Below are 18,342 nucleotides of genomic sequence, written 5' to 3' on the forward strand. Positions count from 1 at the left end.
CCGATTCGGGTACAATAAACCCTTTACCCGAAGCAGCTCCGTTTTCCAATTTTCAGACGGCCTTTTCCGCCTGAAACAACCCTATTTAAAGACTGATTATGCTGAATAAAGAACAATTTGCCGACAATCATTTTATCCGCACCATTATCGAAGAAGACCTGAAAAGCGGCAAACACAGCGCCGTGCAAACCCGTTTTCCGCCCGAACCAAACGGCTATCTGCACATCGGCCACGCCAAATCCATTTGCCTGAATTTCGGTTTGGCCTATATTTACGACGGCTTGTGCAACCTGCGTTTTGACGATACCAACCCCGAAAAAGAAAGCGACGAATACGTCAATTCGATTAAAGAAGACGTGCGCTGGCTGGGTTTTGAGTGGGCCGGCGAGCCTCGTTTTGCTTCCAATTATTTCGACCAACTGTTTGATTATGCAGTCGGTTTGATTAAAGAAGGCAAAGCCTATGTCGATGATTTGACACCCGAGGAAATGCGGGAGTATCGGGGGACGCTGACGCAGGCGGGCAAAGACAGCCCCTACCGCAGCCGCAGCGTAGAAGAAAACCTCGATTTGTTTATGCGCATGAAAAACGGCGAATTTGCCGACGGCAGCAAAACCCTGCGCCTGAAAATCGATATGGCGGCGGGCAACATCAATATGCGCGATCCGGTGATTTACCGCATCCGCCGTGCGCACCACCACAACACCGGCGACAAATGGTGCATCTACCCGATGTACGACTACACCCACGCCATTTCCGATGCCATCGAAGGCATTACCCATTCGCTGTGTACGCTCGAATTTGAAGCCCACCGCCCGCTGTATGACTGGGTGTTGGACAATATCCCTGCGCCGCACGCCACCCGCCCCCGCCAATACGAATTTTCCCGTTTGGAACTCTTGTATTCGATTACCTCCAAACGCAAACTCAACCAACTGGTTGCCGACGGCCACGTCTGCGGTTGGGACGATCCCCGTATGCCGACCGTTTCCGGTATGCGCCGTCGGGGCTACACGCCCGAAGGTTTGCGCCTGTTTGCCAAACGGGTCGGCATTTCCAAATCGGAAAACATTGTCGATATGAGCGTGTTGGAAGGCGCAGTGCGTGAAGAATTGGAAAACTCCTCGCCCCGCCTGATGGCGGTGTTAAACCCACTCAAAGTAACCCTGACCAACTTTTCAGACGGCCTCACCCAAAGCCGCAGCGCCGCATTCCACCCGAATCACGAAGAAATGGGCAGTCGGGAAGTGCCGGTATCGAAAACCATCTATATCGAAGCCGACGATTTTGCCGAAGTGCCGCCCAAAGGCTTCAAACGCCTGACCCTCGGCGGCGAAGTACGCCTGCGCCACGGCTATGTGATTAAGTGCGACGAAGCGGTAAAAGACGCAGCGGGCAAAGTGGTGGAACTCAAATGCAGCATCGACCACGACACCTTGGGCAAAAATCCCGAAGGCCGCAAAGTCAAAGGCGTGATTCACTGGGTATCCGCCGAACACGCCGCCGAAATCACCGTGCGCCTCTACGACCGCCTGTTCAGCGTCGAACGCCCCGATGCCGTGCGTGGCGAAGACGGCGAATACTTACCGTTTACCGATTTTCTAAACCCCGATTCCGTGCAGGAAATCACCGCCTATGCCGAACCCGCCGCCGCCGACTTGCCGCCCGAAAGCCGCTGGCAGTTTGAACGCTTGGGCTATTTCGTTACCGACCGCAAAGACCATAGCACCGAAAAACCGGTGTTTAACCGCACGGTAACGCTGAAAGATTCTTGGTCGCCGAAAGCCTGAACGGTTTGCGTCTGAACAGACAAAAGGCCGTCTGAAAACCTGCTTTTCAGACGGCTTCGGCAATCCGGCGGAGACGGATTTCACGATATGATTTGACACACCGACCGCAACTACATACAATTCACCCTTTCAGAAAAATTGCGCCGCCTGCGGCCGCATGCTCATTTTCAGACGGTCTACCCGCCGCCTGTCTTCCCAATCTTAAAAATCCAAACCAAATCAAACTATTATGCACGTTTCCGAATTACAGACCCTACACATTTCCAAATTGTTGGAAATGGCCGAGCAGCACGGCATTGAAAATGCCAACCGCCTGCGCAAACAAGACTTGGTATTCGCCATTGTCCGCCAACTGATGAAGCAGGGCGAAAGTTTTACCTGTTCCGGCACGCTGGAAATTTTGCCCGACGGCTTCGGCTTCCTGCGCAGCGCCGACACTTCCTATCTGGCAGGCCCTGACGATATTTACGTTTCGCCCAGCCAAATCCGCCGCTTCAACCTGCACACCGGCGACACCATCGAAGGCAGCGTGCGGGTGCCGAAAGACAACGAACGCTATTTCGCACTGGTACGCTTGGATGCCATCAACGGCGACAATCCCGAAGCCTGCAAACACAAAATCCTGTTTGAAAACCTGACACCGCTGTTTCCGACCGAGCAGTTCAAACTCGAACGGGATATTAAAGCCGAAGAAAACCTGACCGACCGTGCCATCGATTTGGTTTCCCCAATCGGCAAAGGCCAGCGCGCACTGCTGGTTGCCCCGCCGAAAACCGGTAAAACCGTGATGCTGCAAAACATCGCCCATGCGATTACCAGCAACTACCCCGAAGCCGAACTGATTGTGCTGCTGATTGACGAGCGGCCGGAAGAAGTAACCGAAATGAGCCGTTCGGTGCGGGGCGAAGTGGTTTCTTCAACCTTTGACGAACCGGCGCAACGCCATGTGCAGGTTGCCGAAATGGTGCTGGAAAAAGCCAAACGCATGGTCGAACACAAAAAAGACGTGGTGATTCTGCTCGATTCGATTACCCGTTTGGCTCGTGCCTACAATACCGTTGTTCCCGCTTCGGGCAAAATCCTCACCGGCGGCGTAGATGCCAATGCCCTGCACCGTCCGAAACGCTTTTTCGGAGCGGCACGCAACGTGGAAGAGGGCGGTTCGCTGACGATTATCGCCACCGCTTTGGTAGAAACCGGCAGCCGTATGGACGATGTGATTTACGAAGAATTTAAAGGCACGGGCAATATGGAGTTGCACCTCGACCGCCGCATGGCGGAAAAACGCCTGTTCCCGGCCATCAACATCAATAAATCCGGCACCCGCCGGGAAGAGCTGCTGGTACCGAACGACCAGTTGCAGAGAATGTGGCTGCTGCGTAAATTCCTGCACCCGATGGACGAAATCGAAGCCACCGAATTTTTGGTCGGCAAGCTCAAAGATTCTAAAAACAACGATGAATTTTTTGAACTGATGCGCGGCAAATAATCCCGAGGCCGTCTGAAAACACCGTTTTCAGACGGCCTGTTTTATTGTAGCAAGGGTATGTATAGCGGATTTAATTAATTTTCGATACAAGGTAGCAAGCCGCAGACAGTACAAGTAGTACGGCAAGGCACAGCAACGCCGTAGCGAAAGTTAAGTTAATCCGCTATATATAGTTAAAACACCGAATTTTCCATACAAAAGCAGGCGTAGATACTATAAGCCCCCCAACAAATCAAGCCTTATCCAGACACATTTTCGCATAGCGTTCTTCATTAAAGGGTTGTTGGTACTTCAATACAGATTGGGCAATGGTCACGAGTTTACGCATCAGAGCCACAATCACGGCTTTTTTCGCCAGTTTATTACGCTCCAGCAAGCGTTGGACAAACGGGCTGTAAATACTGTCTTTATGTATGCCGAAGCAAAACACCATCGCAGGCATATAGAGTATCTTCCTCAAATCACTCTGTCCGATACGGGAGATACCGACCCGCTTATCTACACTCGTTCCCGATTGTCTGACCATCGGGGTCAGTCCGGCGTAGGTCGCAGCAGCCCTTCCATTTTTAAACCGAGTGCCGTCGCCCAGTATGGCGAGCAGCCAACAGGCTGTGGTTTTGCCGATGGCGGGAATACTGCTCAACAGACGATGGTTGTGTTTCAACTGATCATCCTGTTTCACCAACTGATGAATATGTGTTTCAACGGTTTTGACTTCGCACTCAAGAAAAGCAATCAGACGTTCGGACGAAACCATTGCATACTCGTCCAACAGCATCTGCAGCCGGACTTTTTCTTTGGTCAGCGCTGCTTTTAAATGTTCGAGATGGCGAAGTTGGCGCAATAAGGCTTTTTCGTTATTGCCCTTCGGTTGCCACAGGTCAAATTCATGAACATAGCTTTCGGCTAAGCGGGCAAGTAATTTGGCATCCGCTTTGTCGGTTTTGGAACGTAAGTTCAAACCTTTGGCAAAGTTGGCGGCACATTTGGGATTAATCACGACTACCGAATGTCCGGCCGTATATAAGTATTCGCACAACCTTTCGTGATAGACGTTTGTCGCTTCCATCACGATATAGAGCGGCTTATCTGAAAAGCTGTTCAGCCATTCGCTCAAAGCAGCAAATCCTTGAGGATGGTTCTCAAACCGGTGGTGTTGATACACTTTTGCGGATTTTTTGACCGCAACATCGAACTTTAACTTGGCAATATCGATGCCGATAAAATAAAATGGGGTGTCCATCATGCTCCTAACCTTGTGAATGCAGACTATGCACAGCATGTCTATGATACTATTCGGGGTGTTTGGACATTGAAAACAGGCTTTTATCTACGTCGCGGGCTTTGAAGCCCAAGGTTGGCGTACAACTCTGTTTTCAATCCCGCCCCTGATAGCTGCTTCTGTCGGGGGCTTTTTATTTTATCTTGTGGTTGGTGTTTCTTATACAAGGTTGAGTTAGCGAGGCACGAGCGTAACCCAACAAAACCTTATGTTTCAAGGTATAGTGAATTAACCAAAAAAATATTACAACCCAAGGGAATCACCCGTCCCGCCAGCGGGACAGGGAACGGTGTGTAGCGTGCTTGCCTAAGCATGCACGTGTACTTTAAATTCCACATGAATGCCGTCTGAAAACGAGCAAAGTGAGTTTCTGCGCAGCTAAAATCAGATTTTCAGACGGCTTCGGCATAAAACTCACAGAACAGGTGCGTGCTTTGGCTCGCACCCTTGTATATCCAACTTCCAGTATCATAACAAGCAACACCCGCCCGGCCGCCACCCGTGCGCACCCAAGGTTCAACAACCGCTGTGTAGCTTAGGGAAGCCGGGCAACCCATCAACACAACCGGACAGTTGCCCGACAACACAACCGAATGCAAGACAGGTTTATGATGAGTACCCAAAACTACGGCGGTATCGACATCGCCAAACGAAACTTCGTTATCGGCATCACGTCTTCCAAAAAGACCAAAACCGAGACCAACAACCAAAAAGGCTTTCTCCACACCATCGAATACCTGAAAAAACATCAGGTCTCACTGGTTGTGATGGAAAGCACCGGCGGACTGGAAATCCCATTGGCCAAAGCACTGCACCGGGCAGGATTCAAAGTCATCATTGCCAATCCCCGTCAGACGCACCAATTCGCACAGTCGCAATCACTCACCAAAACCGATGCGGCCGATGCCAAAATGTTGGCGTTTTACGCACAGGTAATCACACAAAAGCCCGATTGGGAACGGCAGCTCTATACGCCGCCGAGTGAGGCAGAAGAAATCCTCGAAGCCTTAATCAGCCGCCGCACTCAACTGGTTGAAATGCGCAGTGCCGAAAAAAACCGTTTGCAGCAGGTACATGAAACACAGATTCAAAGTGTTGAAGCACTGATCGCACATTTCGACGCACTAATTGCTGCTTTGGACAGACAGATCGAAGAACATAACGACACTCATTTTGGCGACAAAAGCAGTCTGCTGCAAAGCATCAAAGGTATCGGCCCGACTACTGCGGCGACCTTATGTGCGATGTTGCCGGAATTGGGCAAAGTATCGCATAAACAGATTGCCGGTTTGGTAGGTGTCGCCCCTTATGTGAAAGAAAGCGGCACAATGAAGTTTAAAAGCCGCTGTTTCGGCGGGCGCAGTGCTGTACGCAAAACGCTGTATATGGCGGCGATGGTGGCGGCACACTACGAACCGAGGATTAAGGACTTCTACCAACGTCTGCGTTTGCGGGGTAAGCCGTACAAAGTGGCGGTAACGGCCTGTATGCGTAAGCTGCTGACGATTCTGAATGCGATGATGCGGGATCGTTTGGCGGCAGTGAGTGCTGTTTGATCATGTTGAAGTATTGCCGGTTTTGTTTAGACCGGCCTTCAGACTAACCGTTTTTTGTATTTTTGCCCGACGGGGTGAAAAATACAGTTGCTACAAGTGCTGGATTAAATTGTATGGATTATTAAGTGGATCCACTATAGTAAATTAACCGAAAAAAGAGAACGGGCGTAGGTTGGGTCTAGACCCAACGTAGATTTAAATCACCTTGCAACATAAGATTTTGTTGGGTTACGCTCGCTCCTCGCTAACCATAACCTACGCCTGCTTTTGTATGGAAAATTCGGTATTTTAACTATAGTGAATCCACTTTAAAAGTATTACAACGCAAGCTACCCGTTCCCAATTTTAGCTTCGCAGAAACTCGTTACCCTCGTTTTCAGACGGCATTGAAGCAACTTTAAAGACTCCGTGCATGCTTGAGGCACGCACGCTACACCGTTCCCCGTTCCATTGGCGGGAAGGGGTAGGGGAAGGGTGGTTCGCTAAATTGTCCTATTTTTCCGGTTGTTCACTGTATAGTAAATCAATCAAATTTACAGCACATTCCAAACCCAACACGCCCGTCATTCCGACGAAAGTCGGAATCCATCTGGGCGGCTTAGGCAACTGTTTTTTCTTGACGGTTTCTGGATCTGAAAGATGGATTCCGACTTTCGTCGGAATGACGAGTCTGTTTGAAAATTGTACGGTTTATTAAGTGGATTTACTATAGTCCACCATGGTTTAAAAGGTAGGAGAAAACAGGCGGTCTGAAAATTTTGGCTTTGGGGCATGGTTATTTGATTGCACGATACCCAACCATCATTGACAATCCCGAGCCGATTTGCTAAATATCCAAGTCTTCATAAAAATAATTTACACTTCACTTTTTTCTGATTGTTCCGGTTCGGCCATAATAAGGAGAAACCTATGTCAAATTCCGTTTCCGAAAAACGCTTTTTCGGGCATCCGCTGGCGTTGTCCACGCTGTTTCATATTGAGTTGTGGGAACGCTTTTCGTTTTATGGTATGCAGGGGATTTTGCTAATTTACCTGTATTACACCATGGATAAAGGCGGCTTGGGGCTTGATCAGTCGCTGGCGGGCGGCATTGTCGGGGCGTATGGCGGCAGCGTGTATTTATCGACCATTTTTGGGGCGTGGCTTGCCGACCGTGTTTGGGGTGCCGAAAAAACGCTGCTGTTTTCGGGTCTGGTGGTGATGCTCGGACATTTGGCGTTGGCGTTTTTGCCGGGGGTTTATGGATTGCTCGCAGGCTTGGTGCTGGTGGCACTGGGCAGCGGCGGCGTGAAAGCGACCGCCAGTGCGATGGTTGGCTCGTTGTACGAAACGCCCGACACCAAGCCCTTGCGTGATGCCGGTTTTTCAATTTTTTATATTGCGATTAATATCGGCGGCTTTTTGGGGCCGCTACTGACCGGCGTGCTGCAAGAGCAATATGGCTTTCACTACGGCTTTGGCGTGGCGGCGGTCGGTATGGCGTTCGGTTTGTGGCGTTATTTGAGCGGCCGCAACAAATTGCCCGCTACCACTGTGCCAAATCCGCTCAAGCCCAACCAAGGAAAAATCGCCTTGGCGGTGGTTGCCCTTGGCGTGGCGGCACTGCTTGGCGTCATCCAAATCGGTTGGCTGAATCTGCAAAACTTCTCGCAAGTGCTGCTGTATGTGGTGATTGCCGCCGTAACGGTGTATTTTGTGCGTCTTTTGACTTCCAAACAAGTGGCGGCACAAAACAAGCGTTATATCGTGGCGTATATTCCGTTATTTTTGACCATTTGCCTGTTTTGGGCGGTGTGGTTTCAGGTGTACACGGTGGCGACGGTGTATTTTGATGAGATGATGAACCGTACCATCGCAGGCTTTACCATTCCTGTGTCGTGGAAGGATTCCTTGCAATCGGCATGGGTGATTATTTTTTCTGGGCTGCTTGCCGCCATGTGGACAAAAATGGGCGACAAACAACCCAAAACGCCGCTGAAATTTGCCATCGCCATGATGTTTGTCGGCGTGTCGTATTTGAGCTTTATTCCGTTTGTATCGGCAGGGGTGGCGATGCCGATGTGGATTTTTGCCTTGGTGATTTTGGGCATTACCATTGGCGAGCTGTGCCTGTCGCCGATTTCGCTGTCGTTTGCGACCAAAATCGCACCGCCGAATTTTAAGGCGCAAATGGTGGCGTTGAACTTTTTGGCGTTGTCCATCGGCTTTACCTTGGGCGGTGTGTTGTTCAAAAATTATTATCAAGCCGAGAGCATCATTGAGTTTTGCCAATTATTATGCACCATCGGCGTGGCAAACGGCTTGATTTTATTGCTGTTTGTACCGATATTAAACAAACTGCTCAACGGGGCGGATTGATAAATTGCCCAAGCCGTCTGAAAACCGCACTACGCATTTTCAGACGGCATGGTTATTGCCATTTAAACTTATCAAATTCAAATCAAACAAACCAACAAAAGGATACTTTTATGAATGTTCCCCAAAAACTTGCCGCCCTGCGTGCAGCGATGAAAACTCAAGGCTTGGACGCTTGGATTGTGCCGTCCGCCGATCCGCATTTGTCCGAATATTTGCCTGAGCATTGGCAGGCTCGTGTGTATTTTTCGGGCTTTACCGGCTCGGTCGGCACGCTGGTTGTTACCGCCGATGAAGCGGGCTTGTGGGCGGACAGCCGTTATTGGGAACAGGCAGCATCGCAGCTGTCGGGCAGCGGCATTGAGTTGCAAAAAATGGGTGAAGTTGCGCCATACAGCGACTGGCTGGCACAAGTTTTACCGCCAAATGCCACTGTCGGCGTGGCGGCGGACACGCTGTCTTTGAGTGCCAAGCGTGGGCTTGAGTCGGTTTTTGCCGCCAAAAATATCCGCTTGGATACCGCCCATGATTTATCTGACAGCATTTGGCACGAACGCCCAGATTTGCCAAATGGCAAGATTTATGTTCACGATGCGGCATTTGTGTCCGAAACCGCCGCCGAAAAGCTGGCTCGTGTGCGTGCGGCGATGGCAGAACAAAACGCAGCGTGGCATCTGATTTCATCATTGGACGACATCGCTTGGCTGACCAACCTGCGTGGCGATGATGTGTCGTACAATCCGGTGTTTTTGTCGTATTTGTTGATTGGCGGGCAAACGGCGACTTTGTTTGTCGATGAAAGCAAACTCAATACCGAAGCCAAAACCGCCCTGCAAGCCGCCGCCATCGATGTTGCCCCTTATGGCGACATCATCAAAGCCGTGGGCAAAATTTCAGACGGCCTACTGATCAATGCCGACAAAACCGCCGTCAGCACTTTGGCACAGCTACCCAGCACGGTTCAACTGATTGAAAACATCAATCCAAGCACCCTGTTCAAATCCATCAAAAGCGATGCCGATTTGGCACATGTGCGTGAAGCCATGCGTCAAGACGGTGCGGCATTGTGCGGCTTTTTTGCCGAGTTTGAACGCAATTTGGCAAACGGCACGGCAATGAACGAGCTGGACATCGACACCATGCTGCACGATCACCGCAGCCGCCGCCCGAATTTTGTGTCATTGAGTTTTAACACCATCGCCGGCTACAACGCCAACGGCGCTTTGCCGCATTATTCGGCAACGCCCGAAGCCTTCAGCCAAATCAGCGGCAACGGCCTGCTGCTCATCGACTCAGGCGCACAATACCTAGGCGGCACCACAGACATCACCCGTGTCGTGCCGGTCGGCGATGTCAGCGACGAGCAAAAACGGGATTACACCTTGGTATTAAAAGCCCACATCGCCCTAGCCGAAACCGTTTTCCCAGAAAACATCGGCTCATCACTGCTGGATGCCATTTGCCGCAAACCCTTATGGCAAGCACAATGCGAATACGGCCACGGCACAGGCCACGGCGTGGGCTACTTTATGAATGTCCACGAAGGCCCGCAAGTCATCTCATATCACGCCACGCTCAGCCCGCACCACGCCATGAAAATCGGCATGATCACATCCAACGAGCCGGGGCTGTACCGCAGCGGCAAATGGGGCATCCGCATCGAAAACTTGGTCGCCAACCGAGCGGTCGAAAACCCGCAAGAAACCGATTTCGGCAAATTTTTATACTTTGAAACCCTGACCCTTTGCCCAATCGACACCCGCCCGATTGACAAAGCATTAATGAGCGCCGGTGAAATCGCATGGCTCAACGCCTACCACGCCCAAGTCCGCGAAGCCCTGCTGCCACTGGTGGACGGCGAAGCCAAAGACTGGCTAATTTTGAGAACCGAAGCGATTTGATGGTTTGATTTGTTTGATAATTGGTGAAAATAATGCCGTCTGAAAATGGGTTTTCGGGCGGCATTGTTTTATATTCTTGAAAATCAGGAATATTTAAAATAAAAATTTGGTATGATATTTGGCGTGATCATTGTATCATCGCCCAAAGGAATAAAAATGCAACAACATTTGCTGACATTAAAGAAAATTGCTCAAATTATTGAGTATTACCAAAAACAAAGAGATAAAACGGCATTATATGATGCCAACCGTTTTAATCCTTTTCGTTTTATGAGAACAGATGAAAATGGATTATCAGCCATTCTTGCATTTTTACTCGATCCCAATCAAACGCACGGACAACAAGATCTATTTTTAAATGCTTTTTTGAAATATTTGAATTTAACGCAGTTTCTTGCCTATGATAGTGTTAGCGTTTTCACTGAAAAAACGGTATTAACAAAACGTAGGCACGATATTTTTATTGAAGGTTACATCAATCAGAAATTAGTTTGGGTAATTTCGATTGAAAATAAATTGAGAGATGCCGTAGATCAACCCAATCAACTTACAGATTATCTTGATGATTTAAAAAGCAAAAATGATCTCTTTTTTCTTATTTATTTGCCCAAATCAAACACAGCACCCGATAAATCTTCCATCAGCGAAACAGAATGGCAAGGTTTAATTGATCGCAATCAAGGCAAATCTTTATCCATTCAACATCTGATTGAATGGCTAGATCGCACACCAATTGTTGCCCCTAAAATAAGACAATTTTGTGATGATTTTAAAGACTTTTTAAAGGAAGATATTATGAATACTCCAGAAGACTCCAATCAACTTGTTCAAGAAATTATTAAAGACAAAGAATTGCTATATACCTCTCTCATCATTGCTCAATCTACCAAAGAATTATATCAACAGCTAATCAATCAATTAGAGCAAAAACTTAAAGAAAAAATTAAAACAGATTACCCGTCATTAACTCAAGCAGGCTGGGAATTGTACACAAAGAGTTATTTTAACAAGGAGATCAATTTTAACCTTTACTTTGATAAAGATAAATCTAAACAGGGTAAAAGTTGGGGTATCAGTATTGGCTTTGATAAAACTTGGTTTAATCAGGCTTTTTATGGAATATATGTAAATGAAAAAATGATCCCAGCTTCATCAGAAGAATATCAAAAATTAACCGATTTTTTCCAATCTCGTTTTCAAGGATTTGAAAGCACCGAGTGGTGGTTGAAACGGAAAAAATTTGATGGCGAATTATTCTCTTGGGGACCTGAAGTTTTGCGTCAAATTCCCTCTGGGGAATTGGCAAATAAACTTTTTGAACATTTAAAACCGTTACTTGATGCTGTCATTGAATATAATAAGCAAGTTTGAATAACAAATACCGCCTGAAATTTGCATTTCAGACGGCATTTATTTGCCGATTTTCAGCGAAATTTGAACGCTTGCAAATTGTCAATTAAAACATTCCTCGACCGCTTTCGGTTTTTTCTGGTACGGCTTGAATAACGTCCCAGTGTTCCACGATTTTACCGTTTTCATCTAAGCGGAAGATATCCACGACCGCTTCGCCACGATCTTTATCGTCCAGTTGGCTATGAACGTGCAACCAAACCAAATCGCCGTCCGCTACCACACGTTTTACCGTGGCTTTGGATTGTGGGTGTGATTTTAAGAACGGGGCGAAAGCGTCAATAAAGGCTTGTCCGCCGTCTGCGACCGTTGGATTGTGCTGTAAATATTCCGCCCCAACGTGCTTGCTCACCGCTTCTTGCAATTTGTGTTGGTTGAAGGCTAATTCGTAAAAATCCAACACGTTCGCTTTATTGCGTTCTAAGACGGATTGCTGAACGACTTGTGTGTTTTGCGTTGCAACACTGTTGCTTTGGGCTTGCACGCCAGTGCTTAATAAGGTTGCGGTGATTAAAGTAAAAATAAATTTTTTCATAAAATGTTCCTTTCCGAGCTAAATTAGCGTTTGCAAAATGTTGTGTAAAACCGACCGCTTGTTAAAAGAGCGGTCGATTTTTTTCGAGTTTTTCTTTACTTCGATGCCACGGTAAAACGCTGATGTAAATGGGCTTTTTGCTCTGTGTCATCGGCAATGGCAATCGCCAAATCCGCCACGCTGATCCCTGCTGGCATCTCGCCGTTCATCAATAACTCATTACCACCTAAACGATATTCGCCCGTACGTTCTTCGCTGAAACCTGCATCTGCACCGAGCATCGCTGGCGGCGAGATAAACGCCCAGTTTACATCGCGGCGATCTTGCAATTCGCCCAATAAAAGACGTGCTGCATTCGCCCCATCAAAGATCTCTTTTGGAAAATCAGGCGTATCAATCAGTTGCACGTTCGGGGCGACATATAGACTGCCTGCACCGCCGACAATCAATAAATAAGGCACATTCGCCTGTTTTGCCGCCGCTACAATCGCATTTGCCCCTTGCGTGAACTCAGCGGCGATATTCGGGTTCGTCCAACCGGGGTTGAACGCCGAAACAACCGCATCAAAACCCTGTAATTGTGCCGAAAAATCTGCACTGTTCACATCAAAAGCGACCGCTTGAATGTTGTCCGATGACTGCACTTTTTCCACATTGCGGGCAAAAGCGGTTACTTGATGTTGGCGAGCCGCAAGCTCGTTCACCACGGCTTGCCCCACATAACCTGTTGCTCCGATCACTGCAATTTTCATCATAAACTCCTATTCATTAAATTGATCTGAAAAAATATCTCGTTGCCGTTTGGCTTGATGTGGCGTATTATAGTCAGTAACTTACTTTTGAGAAGTACTTACAAAATTGTAAGTATGAGAATAATTTGAAAATTTTATCTAATTAATTGATTTTTAAGGAAATAAAAATGAGTGAAAATTTGCTTTATCCTGTTGAACGGGGCGATGTGCTTGCCGCTGCTTGCCCTTCCCGCCAGATTTTGCAACATCTCACCAGCCGTTGGGGCGTGCTGATTATGGTTGTGCTGAGAAACGGCACAAAACGTTTTAGCGAAATCCGCAACGCCATAGACGGCGTGAGCGAGCGAATGCTGACCCAAACTCTGCAAAACCTTGAACAGGACGGTATGCTGATCCGCAAATCCTATCACACCGTCCCACCGCATGTAGATTACACCCTCACCCCCTACGGCGAACAAGCCGCAGAGAAAATCTATCATCTGGTGGACTGGCTGGAAGAGAATTTAGAGGCGATTTTGGCGGAAAGCCCGAAAAGTTAAAAAATGCCGTCTGAAAATCCACTTTTCAGACGGCATGGTTATTGATAATTTTCCAAAAATTTTATCGGCTTACGCTACGCCCAATACCATTTTACGGTTTTATTCTGGCGGGCATACATCCACACCAAAATCAACGGCGGAATGATATAGCCGATGGTCACCAGAAAGCCGTGCAGCAGATATGCGGCCGGGTTGGGCAGGGTGGCGACGTGTTTCATTGGCGACAGCCACGGCGACATTTGCAGCGACACTGCGCTCAAAAACAGCGTTTGCCATTTTAAGCTGATGTTGTCTTTTGCCGAACGCCACCACGCAAAGGCCAGCAAGAGTGCCATAAACACGATTTCAATCACCCACGACCATTCGCCGTATTTTTCCCACCAGCCCCAGCCGAATTTAATATCGGAATAGGGATACAGCGCCAAATCCTGATTATGCACCGGCACATCGGCGCACCAGTGCAACATCGAGCAGAGAAACGCAAACCATGCAATGCGGCCGCTTTTATAAAAAACTTTGCACAATAAGGCAAACAAGCCCGACCAGATTAATGCCATCAGCAGCGAATGATCCCAGTCGATAAATACCAAATCGAAATACAGATACGGCAGCGTATTCGGATTGCCCCGCACCACGTCCGCTCCGCCGGCAATCATCAAGCCGTTCACAATATCAATCACGCCCGCACCGATAAACAGCGGCAGGGCAGGGACATTCGGTTTGGCGGCTTTTAAGGCGGCAGCCACTGCAAAATGACCAAAATACATGGTGTTATCCTTTTGTTTGTTGAGAAGCAGGCGTATTTTAAATAAAAATTCTGTATGATATAAGGAACAAAACCGCTGTTTTGTCGCACCATAAATCCAACCATTCCCCATAAGTTGAACCATGAAACCCCACACCGCTCCCGATAAAATCTGGCACGCTTTTTTAACCCTGCTTGCCGGGCATAGCCCTGACGACATCAGCGTCCAGCAGATTTGCGATGTGGCGCAGGTTCACCGTTCGTCTTTTTACCGCTATTTTCGGGATTTATACACGCTTGCCGATTACGGTTTCCGCCAAGTTGCCGAGCAGACGATGATGAGTGCCACCGATGCCCGTTCTACCTTGCTTTCCACCCGAAAATTTATTGATTTTGTGGACAGCCGCCGCCACGAGCTGTGCCATCTGCTCACCGCCCGTTATGCCAACCGCTTTCAACAGGCGATTTATCAGCCTTTGGAACGGCATATGCTCAGTGTGTTTGCGATGGCGGGCGACAGCTATATTCATCCTGCGCCACCTGAATATGTGGCTCGCTACCATATCGGCGGATTGGCAAGAATAATCTCAATCTGGCTGCAAACGCCGAATGCCCGCAAAGCTGAGTTGATTATGCAAATTGATGTACTGGCAAGGTATATGATGAAAGACTGTATGAAGAAAATGTGAGGCAGAATATTGAAATAATTAGGTTTTTGAATGGTATAATGCCGTCTGAAAATCCACTTTTCAGACGGCCTGATTTGGCGGTTGAACGTGATAAAACAGCAGGTAAATAAGGCAATCTTCATGACCCCTAAAATGAACTGGCAGAATCTGTTATCCAGCAAGCGTTTCCGAGAGAAAGACGGCGCAATCGTTGCCACCGTTACCCCGTCCACCCAAGAGGGCATAGACGCATTGCGTACCGATTTTCATATCGATTACGACCGTGTCGTTTTTTCCGGCGCATTCCGCCGTTTGGGGCGTAAAACGCAGGTTCACCCTTTGGCGGAACACGATTTGACCCACAACCGCCTGACCCACAGCGTAGAAGTGGCCAGCGTCGGCCGCAGTTTGGGTAATCGGGTCGGCGTGATGTTGCAGGCGGGCGGTTTTCTTCCGCCGGGGCATACGCCGAGCGACATCGGCGCAGTGGTGCAGGTGGCGTGTCTGGCGCATGATTTAGGCAATCCGCCGTTTGGCCATACCGGCGAAGACGCTTTGCGGGATTGGTTTAGAAAACCGCACAACAGCCGCTATCTGCAAGGTTTGAGCGAAGCCGAGCGCAACGATGTGCAGACTTATGAGGGCAACGCCCACAGCCTGCGGATTCTCGCCCGTTTGGAAATGTACCGCAACCAAGGCGGTATGCGGCTGACTGCGGCGACCGTCGGCACGCTGATGAAATATCCTTGGACAAGCAGCCACCCGTCGGGCAGAAAAAAATTCAATATTTACCAAAGCGAATTGCCGTTTATCCGCCAAGTCGCCGACGCACTCGGTTTGCCCGAAACCGCCGACAACCAATGGGCAAGACACCCGCTTTCTTATCTGATGGAAGCCGCCGACGATATTTGCTATGCCTTATTGGATTTGGAAGATGCGGTAGAACTCGGCTTATTGAGCGATACCGAAGTTGAAAGCGTATTATCGGAACTGACGTTTGCCGAAAGCACATGGCACGCCGCCGGCAGCCGCCAACGCTGCGCCATGTTGCGGGGCATTGCCATCGGCAAAGCCATCGACAACGTCGCCCAAACCTTTATGATGCACCAAACCGAGCTGCTGGCAGGGCAGTTTCAGGCAAAAGACCTGCTGGCCGTATGCAGCCCCGAAGTGCAGAATACATTGGAAAAAGCCAAAGAATTGGCACGCACCCGAATTTTCCGCCACCGCACCAAACTGATGACCGAAATCGCCACGTTCCCGTGTCTGGGCTCGATTCTCGATTTACTCGTTCCCGCCGCTCATGCCCATATTGTCGAACAAAAAACCGATGTCCGCCAATCGCTTGCCTTAGATTTACTGAAAAACGACGACCCAATCAGCCAAAGCGACAGCCTGTATCAAGCCTATATGAAAATTCTCGACTTCACCGGCGGCATGACCGACAACGCCGCAGCGCAAATGGCAAAAGACCTTTCCGGCGTGGGGATGCTGCGTTGAAGCATCGGAATGGGTAAAACTATATTTAATTTTATTTCAAAATCTTATTAAAAAAACCGAAAAAATCTTCCGCAAAGGCTGGACACGAAAAAAGAGTTCCTATATTATTCGGTCTTCTTGATTCACAGCGCAACAGCGAAGTGATGAGGATGCACCCGTAGCTCAGTTGGATAGAGTATCTGGCTACGAACCAGAGGGTCGGGCGTTCGAATCGCTCCGGGTGCGCCACAAGAAATCCTCTGCGCCCATCGTCTAGCGGTTAGGACATCGCCCTTTCACGGCGGTAACCGGGGTTCGATTCCCCGTGGGCGTGCCAGTTTATAAAAAGAGCTTCTATGAAAATAGAAGCTCTTTTTGCATTTTAGGATTGATGGTTTTGTAGATTCTGCATTAAGGCCGTCTGAAAATCTGATTTTCAGACGGCCTTAATGCAGGGTAGGCAATTTGTCGCCTACAGTTTTGTAGTATCGGCTATCTCAACCCATCAGCTCCGTACTTGACCGTTCCCCAAAACCACCCATTTTTGCGAGGTCAAACCGTGCAGGCCGACCGGGCCGCGGACGTGGATTTTATCGGTAGAAATGCCGATTTCTGCGCCCAAACCGTATTCAAAACCGTCGGCAAAGCGGGTGGAGGCATTGACCATCACGCTGGCGCTGTCCACCGAGCGTAGGAATTGTTGGGCATCGGTATAGGATTCGGTTACGATAGAATCGGTGTGGTGGCTTCCGTGGATGTTGATATGGGCAACAGCTTCCGCCAGCGAATCCACAATTTTCACCGCCAGTATCGGGGCGAGGTATTCGGTATCCCAATCGGCATCGGAGGCCGTCTGAATATTGGGTAAAACGGCAAGCGTGCGTGGGCAGCCGCGCAGTTCCACGCCTTTTCCGGCATATTTTTCCGCCAGTAGCGGCAGGATTTCGGCGGCACGTTTTTCGTGAACCAGCAGCGTTTCCATGGTGTTGCAAGTGCCGTAGCGTGAGGTTTTGGCGTTGAAAGCGATATTGACGGCTTTTTCGGTATCGGCGGCTTGGTCGATATAGACATGGCAAATGCCGTCCAAATGTTTGATAACCGGCACTCTGGCTTCTGCGGCGATGCGTGCCACCAGCGATTTGCCGCCGCGGGGAATAATCACATCAATCCATTCTGGGCTTTGCAGCATAGCGCCGACGCTTTCGCGGCTGGTGTTTTCAATCAGATTAACGGCGGCTTCGGGCAGGCCGGTTTCCGCCAATGCCTGTTTAATCAGTTTGGCAAGGACAAGATTGCTGTTGAACGCTTCACTACCGCCCCGCAGAATGCAGGCGTTGCCGGATTTCAAACACAGCGCCGCTGCATCGAGGGTTACATTGGGGCGGGATTCGTAAATAATGCCGATCACGCCCAGCGGTACACGCATTTTGCCGATTTGCAAACCGTTGGGGCGGGTGCGGAATTCGTCCATCTCGCCGACAGGGTCGGGCAGGGCGGCAATCTGCTGCAAACCGTCGCACATGGTTTGCAGCGTGTTTTCATTCAGTTGCAGGCGGTCGAGCAGGGCGCTTTCCAAACCTTTGGCTTCCGCCTGCTGCATATCCAGCCGGTTTGCCGCCAAAATATCTGACGAATGCTGGCGGATCAGTTCCGTCATCCGCAGCAAAGCGGCGTTTTTTTGGGCGGAATCCGCCGCCGAAAGCCGGTAAAAAGCCTGTTTCGCCGCCGCAGCGGTGGTGCGGACATATTCTTGGATATTGATTGTGTGTGTCATCGGAATGTCTTTGTCGAATCGGTTAAACGTTGGGCTATCATAATGAAAATAAGGCCGTCTGAAAAGA

14 protein-coding genes and 2 tRNA genes are annotated in these 18,342 nt (G+C 49.2%); 11 read left to right on the top strand and 5 right to left on the bottom strand.

The window, feature by feature from the left end; all coding sequences use genetic code 11:
* Positions 1–98 precede the first annotated feature (98 nt).
* Both PJU73_RS02135 and rho read left to right on the top strand, forming a co-directional pair.
* Positions 99–1,790, top strand: a complete 1,692-nt coding sequence (locus PJU73_RS02135; RefSeq protein ID WP_237091207.1) for a glutamine--tRNA ligase/YqeY domain fusion protein — start codon at positions 99–101, stop codon at positions 1,788–1,790.
* Between the two features lie 229 nt (positions 1,791–2,019).
* The gene (rho, locus tag PJU73_RS02140) at positions 2,020–3,279 is read left to right on the top strand and encodes a transcription termination factor Rho (RefSeq protein WP_237091208.1); all 1,260 of its coding nucleotides are present in this window, start codon (positions 2,020–2,022) and stop codon (positions 3,277–3,279) included.
* A gap of 232 nt (positions 3,280–3,511) precedes the next feature.
* Here the strand turns inward: rho and PJU73_RS02145 are convergent, their stop codons facing one another.
* On the bottom strand, positions 3,512–4,525 hold the full coding sequence (locus tag PJU73_RS02145; RefSeq protein ID WP_272607434.1) for an IS110 family RNA-guided transposase: 1,014 nt from the start codon (positions 4,523–4,525) through the stop codon (positions 3,512–3,514).
* A gap of 629 nt (positions 4,526–5,154) precedes the next feature.
* On the opposite strand from PJU73_RS02145, the gene PJU73_RS02150 reads away from it, so the two are divergent.
* The 4 genes from PJU73_RS02150 (at position 5,155) to PJU73_RS02165 (ending at position 11,744) form a co-directional block, all read left to right on the top strand.
* Positions 5,155–6,117, top strand: a complete 963-nt coding sequence (locus tag PJU73_RS02150; protein ID WP_443094073.1) for an IS110 family RNA-guided transposase — start codon at positions 5,155–5,157, stop codon at positions 6,115–6,117.
* Between the two features lie 909 nt (positions 6,118–7,026).
* The gene (locus PJU73_RS02155; RefSeq protein ID WP_237091919.1) at positions 7,027–8,475 is read left to right on the top strand and encodes an oligopeptide:H+ symporter; all 1,449 of its coding nucleotides are present in this window, start codon (positions 7,027–7,029) and stop codon (positions 8,473–8,475) included.
* Between the two features lie 110 nt (positions 8,476–8,585).
* Positions 8,586–10,373, top strand: a complete 1,788-nt coding sequence (locus PJU73_RS02160) for an aminopeptidase P family protein (RefSeq protein WP_237091918.1) — start codon at positions 8,586–8,588, stop codon at positions 10,371–10,373.
* A 156-nt stretch (positions 10,374–10,529) separates the two neighbouring features.
* Entirely contained in the window at positions 10,530–11,744 is a 1,215-nt protein-coding gene (locus PJU73_RS02165) for a PDDEXK-like family protein (RefSeq protein WP_237091917.1), read from the top strand.
* An 85-nt stretch (positions 11,745–11,829) separates the two neighbouring features.
* On the opposite strand, the gene PJU73_RS02170 is transcribed toward PJU73_RS02165, so the two are convergent.
* Positions 11,830–12,318: a nuclear transport factor 2 family protein gene (locus PJU73_RS02170; protein WP_237091916.1), complete on the bottom strand. Its 489-nt coding sequence runs from the start codon at positions 12,316–12,318 to the stop codon at positions 11,830–11,832.
* Positions 12,319–12,413: 95 nt separating this feature from the next.
* Positions 12,414–13,070, bottom strand: a complete 657-nt coding sequence (locus tag PJU73_RS02175) for an NAD(P)-dependent oxidoreductase (RefSeq protein ID WP_237091920.1) — start codon at positions 13,068–13,070, stop codon at positions 12,414–12,416.
* A gap of 167 nt (positions 13,071–13,237) precedes the next feature.
* On the opposite strand from PJU73_RS02175, the gene PJU73_RS02180 reads away from it, so the two are divergent.
* A complete protein-coding gene (locus PJU73_RS02180; RefSeq protein WP_237091915.1) occupies positions 13,238–13,609 on the top strand; it encodes a winged helix-turn-helix transcriptional regulator in 372 nt (123 codons plus the stop codon).
* Positions 13,610–13,683: 74 nt separating this feature from the next.
* Here the strand turns inward: PJU73_RS02180 and PJU73_RS02185 are convergent, their stop codons facing one another.
* The gene (locus PJU73_RS02185; protein WP_237091914.1) at positions 13,684–14,376 is read right to left on the bottom strand and encodes a hypothetical protein; all 693 of its coding nucleotides are present in this window, start codon (positions 14,374–14,376) and stop codon (positions 13,684–13,686) included.
* Positions 14,377–14,497: 121 nt separating this feature from the next.
* Here PJU73_RS02185 and PJU73_RS02190 point away from each other — a divergent pair, with 121 nt between their 5' ends.
* The 4 genes from PJU73_RS02190 to PJU73_RS02205 all read left to right on the top strand — a co-directional run bounded on the left by PJU73_RS02190 (position 14,498) and on the right by PJU73_RS02205 (position 16,838).
* Entirely contained in the window at positions 14,498–15,043 is a 546-nt protein-coding gene (locus PJU73_RS02190; RefSeq protein ID WP_237091913.1) for a TetR/AcrR family transcriptional regulator, read from the top strand.
* A 120-nt stretch (positions 15,044–15,163) separates the two neighbouring features.
* The gene (locus PJU73_RS02195; protein ID WP_237091912.1) at positions 15,164–16,522 is read left to right on the top strand and encodes a deoxyguanosinetriphosphate triphosphohydrolase; all 1,359 of its coding nucleotides are present in this window, start codon (positions 15,164–15,166) and stop codon (positions 16,520–16,522) included.
* A gap of 151 nt (positions 16,523–16,673) precedes the next feature.
* Positions 16,674–16,750 (top strand) — tRNA-Arg (locus tag PJU73_RS02200).
* Positions 16,751–16,763: 13 nt separating this feature from the next.
* A tRNA-Glu gene (locus PJU73_RS02205) sits at positions 16,764–16,838 on the top strand.
* A gap of 168 nt (positions 16,839–17,006) precedes the next feature.
* Here PJU73_RS02205 and PJU73_RS02210 read toward each other — a convergent pair.
* Entirely contained in the window at positions 17,007–18,275 is a 1,269-nt protein-coding gene (locus PJU73_RS02210) for a glutamate-5-semialdehyde dehydrogenase (RefSeq protein ID WP_237091911.1), read from the bottom strand.
* Positions 18,276–18,342: the final 67 nt, after the last annotated feature.

The organism is Neisseria lisongii (genome assembly GCF_028463985.1).
GTDB classification, from domain to species: domain Bacteria; phylum Pseudomonadota; class Gammaproteobacteria; order Burkholderiales; family Neisseriaceae; genus Neisseria; species Neisseria lisongii.

Excerpts from the sequence above, each read along its gene's own strand:
- PJU73_RS02135 (WP_237091207.1), top strand. The coding sequence starts at position 99 with ATGCTGAATAAAGAACAATTTGCCGACAATCATTTTATCCGCACCATT.
- rho (WP_237091208.1), top strand. The coding sequence starts at position 2,020 with ATGCACGTTTCCGAATTACAGACCCTACACATTTCCAAATTGTTGGAA.
- PJU73_RS02145 (WP_272607434.1), bottom strand. The coding sequence starts at position 4,525 with ATGATGGACACCCCATTTTATTTTATCGGCATCGATATTGCCAAGTTA.
- PJU73_RS02150 (WP_443094073.1), top strand. The coding sequence starts at position 5,155 with ATGCAAGACAGGTTTATGATGAGTACCCAAAACTACGGCGGTATCGAC.
- PJU73_RS02155 (WP_237091919.1), top strand. The coding sequence starts at position 7,027 with ATGTCAAATTCCGTTTCCGAAAAACGCTTTTTCGGGCATCCGCTGGCG.
- PJU73_RS02160 (WP_237091918.1), top strand. The coding sequence starts at position 8,586 with ATGAATGTTCCCCAAAAACTTGCCGCCCTGCGTGCAGCGATGAAAACT.
- PJU73_RS02165 (WP_237091917.1), top strand. The coding sequence starts at position 10,530 with ATGCAACAACATTTGCTGACATTAAAGAAAATTGCTCAAATTATTGAG.
- PJU73_RS02170 (WP_237091916.1), bottom strand. The coding sequence starts at position 12,318 with ATGAAAAAATTTATTTTTACTTTAATCACCGCAACCTTATTAAGCACT.
- PJU73_RS02175 (WP_237091920.1), bottom strand. The coding sequence starts at position 13,070 with ATGAAAATTGCAGTGATCGGAGCAACAGGTTATGTGGGGCAAGCCGTG.
- PJU73_RS02180 (WP_237091915.1), top strand. The coding sequence starts at position 13,238 with ATGAGTGAAAATTTGCTTTATCCTGTTGAACGGGGCGATGTGCTTGCC.
- PJU73_RS02185 (WP_237091914.1), bottom strand. The coding sequence starts at position 14,376 with ATGTATTTTGGTCATTTTGCAGTGGCTGCCGCCTTAAAAGCCGCCAAA.
- PJU73_RS02190 (WP_237091913.1), top strand. The coding sequence starts at position 14,498 with ATGAAACCCCACACCGCTCCCGATAAAATCTGGCACGCTTTTTTAACC.
- PJU73_RS02195 (WP_237091912.1), top strand. The coding sequence starts at position 15,164 with ATGACCCCTAAAATGAACTGGCAGAATCTGTTATCCAGCAAGCGTTTC.
- PJU73_RS02210 (WP_237091911.1), bottom strand. The coding sequence starts at position 18,275 with ATGACACACACAATCAATATCCAAGAATATGTCCGCACCACCGCTGCG.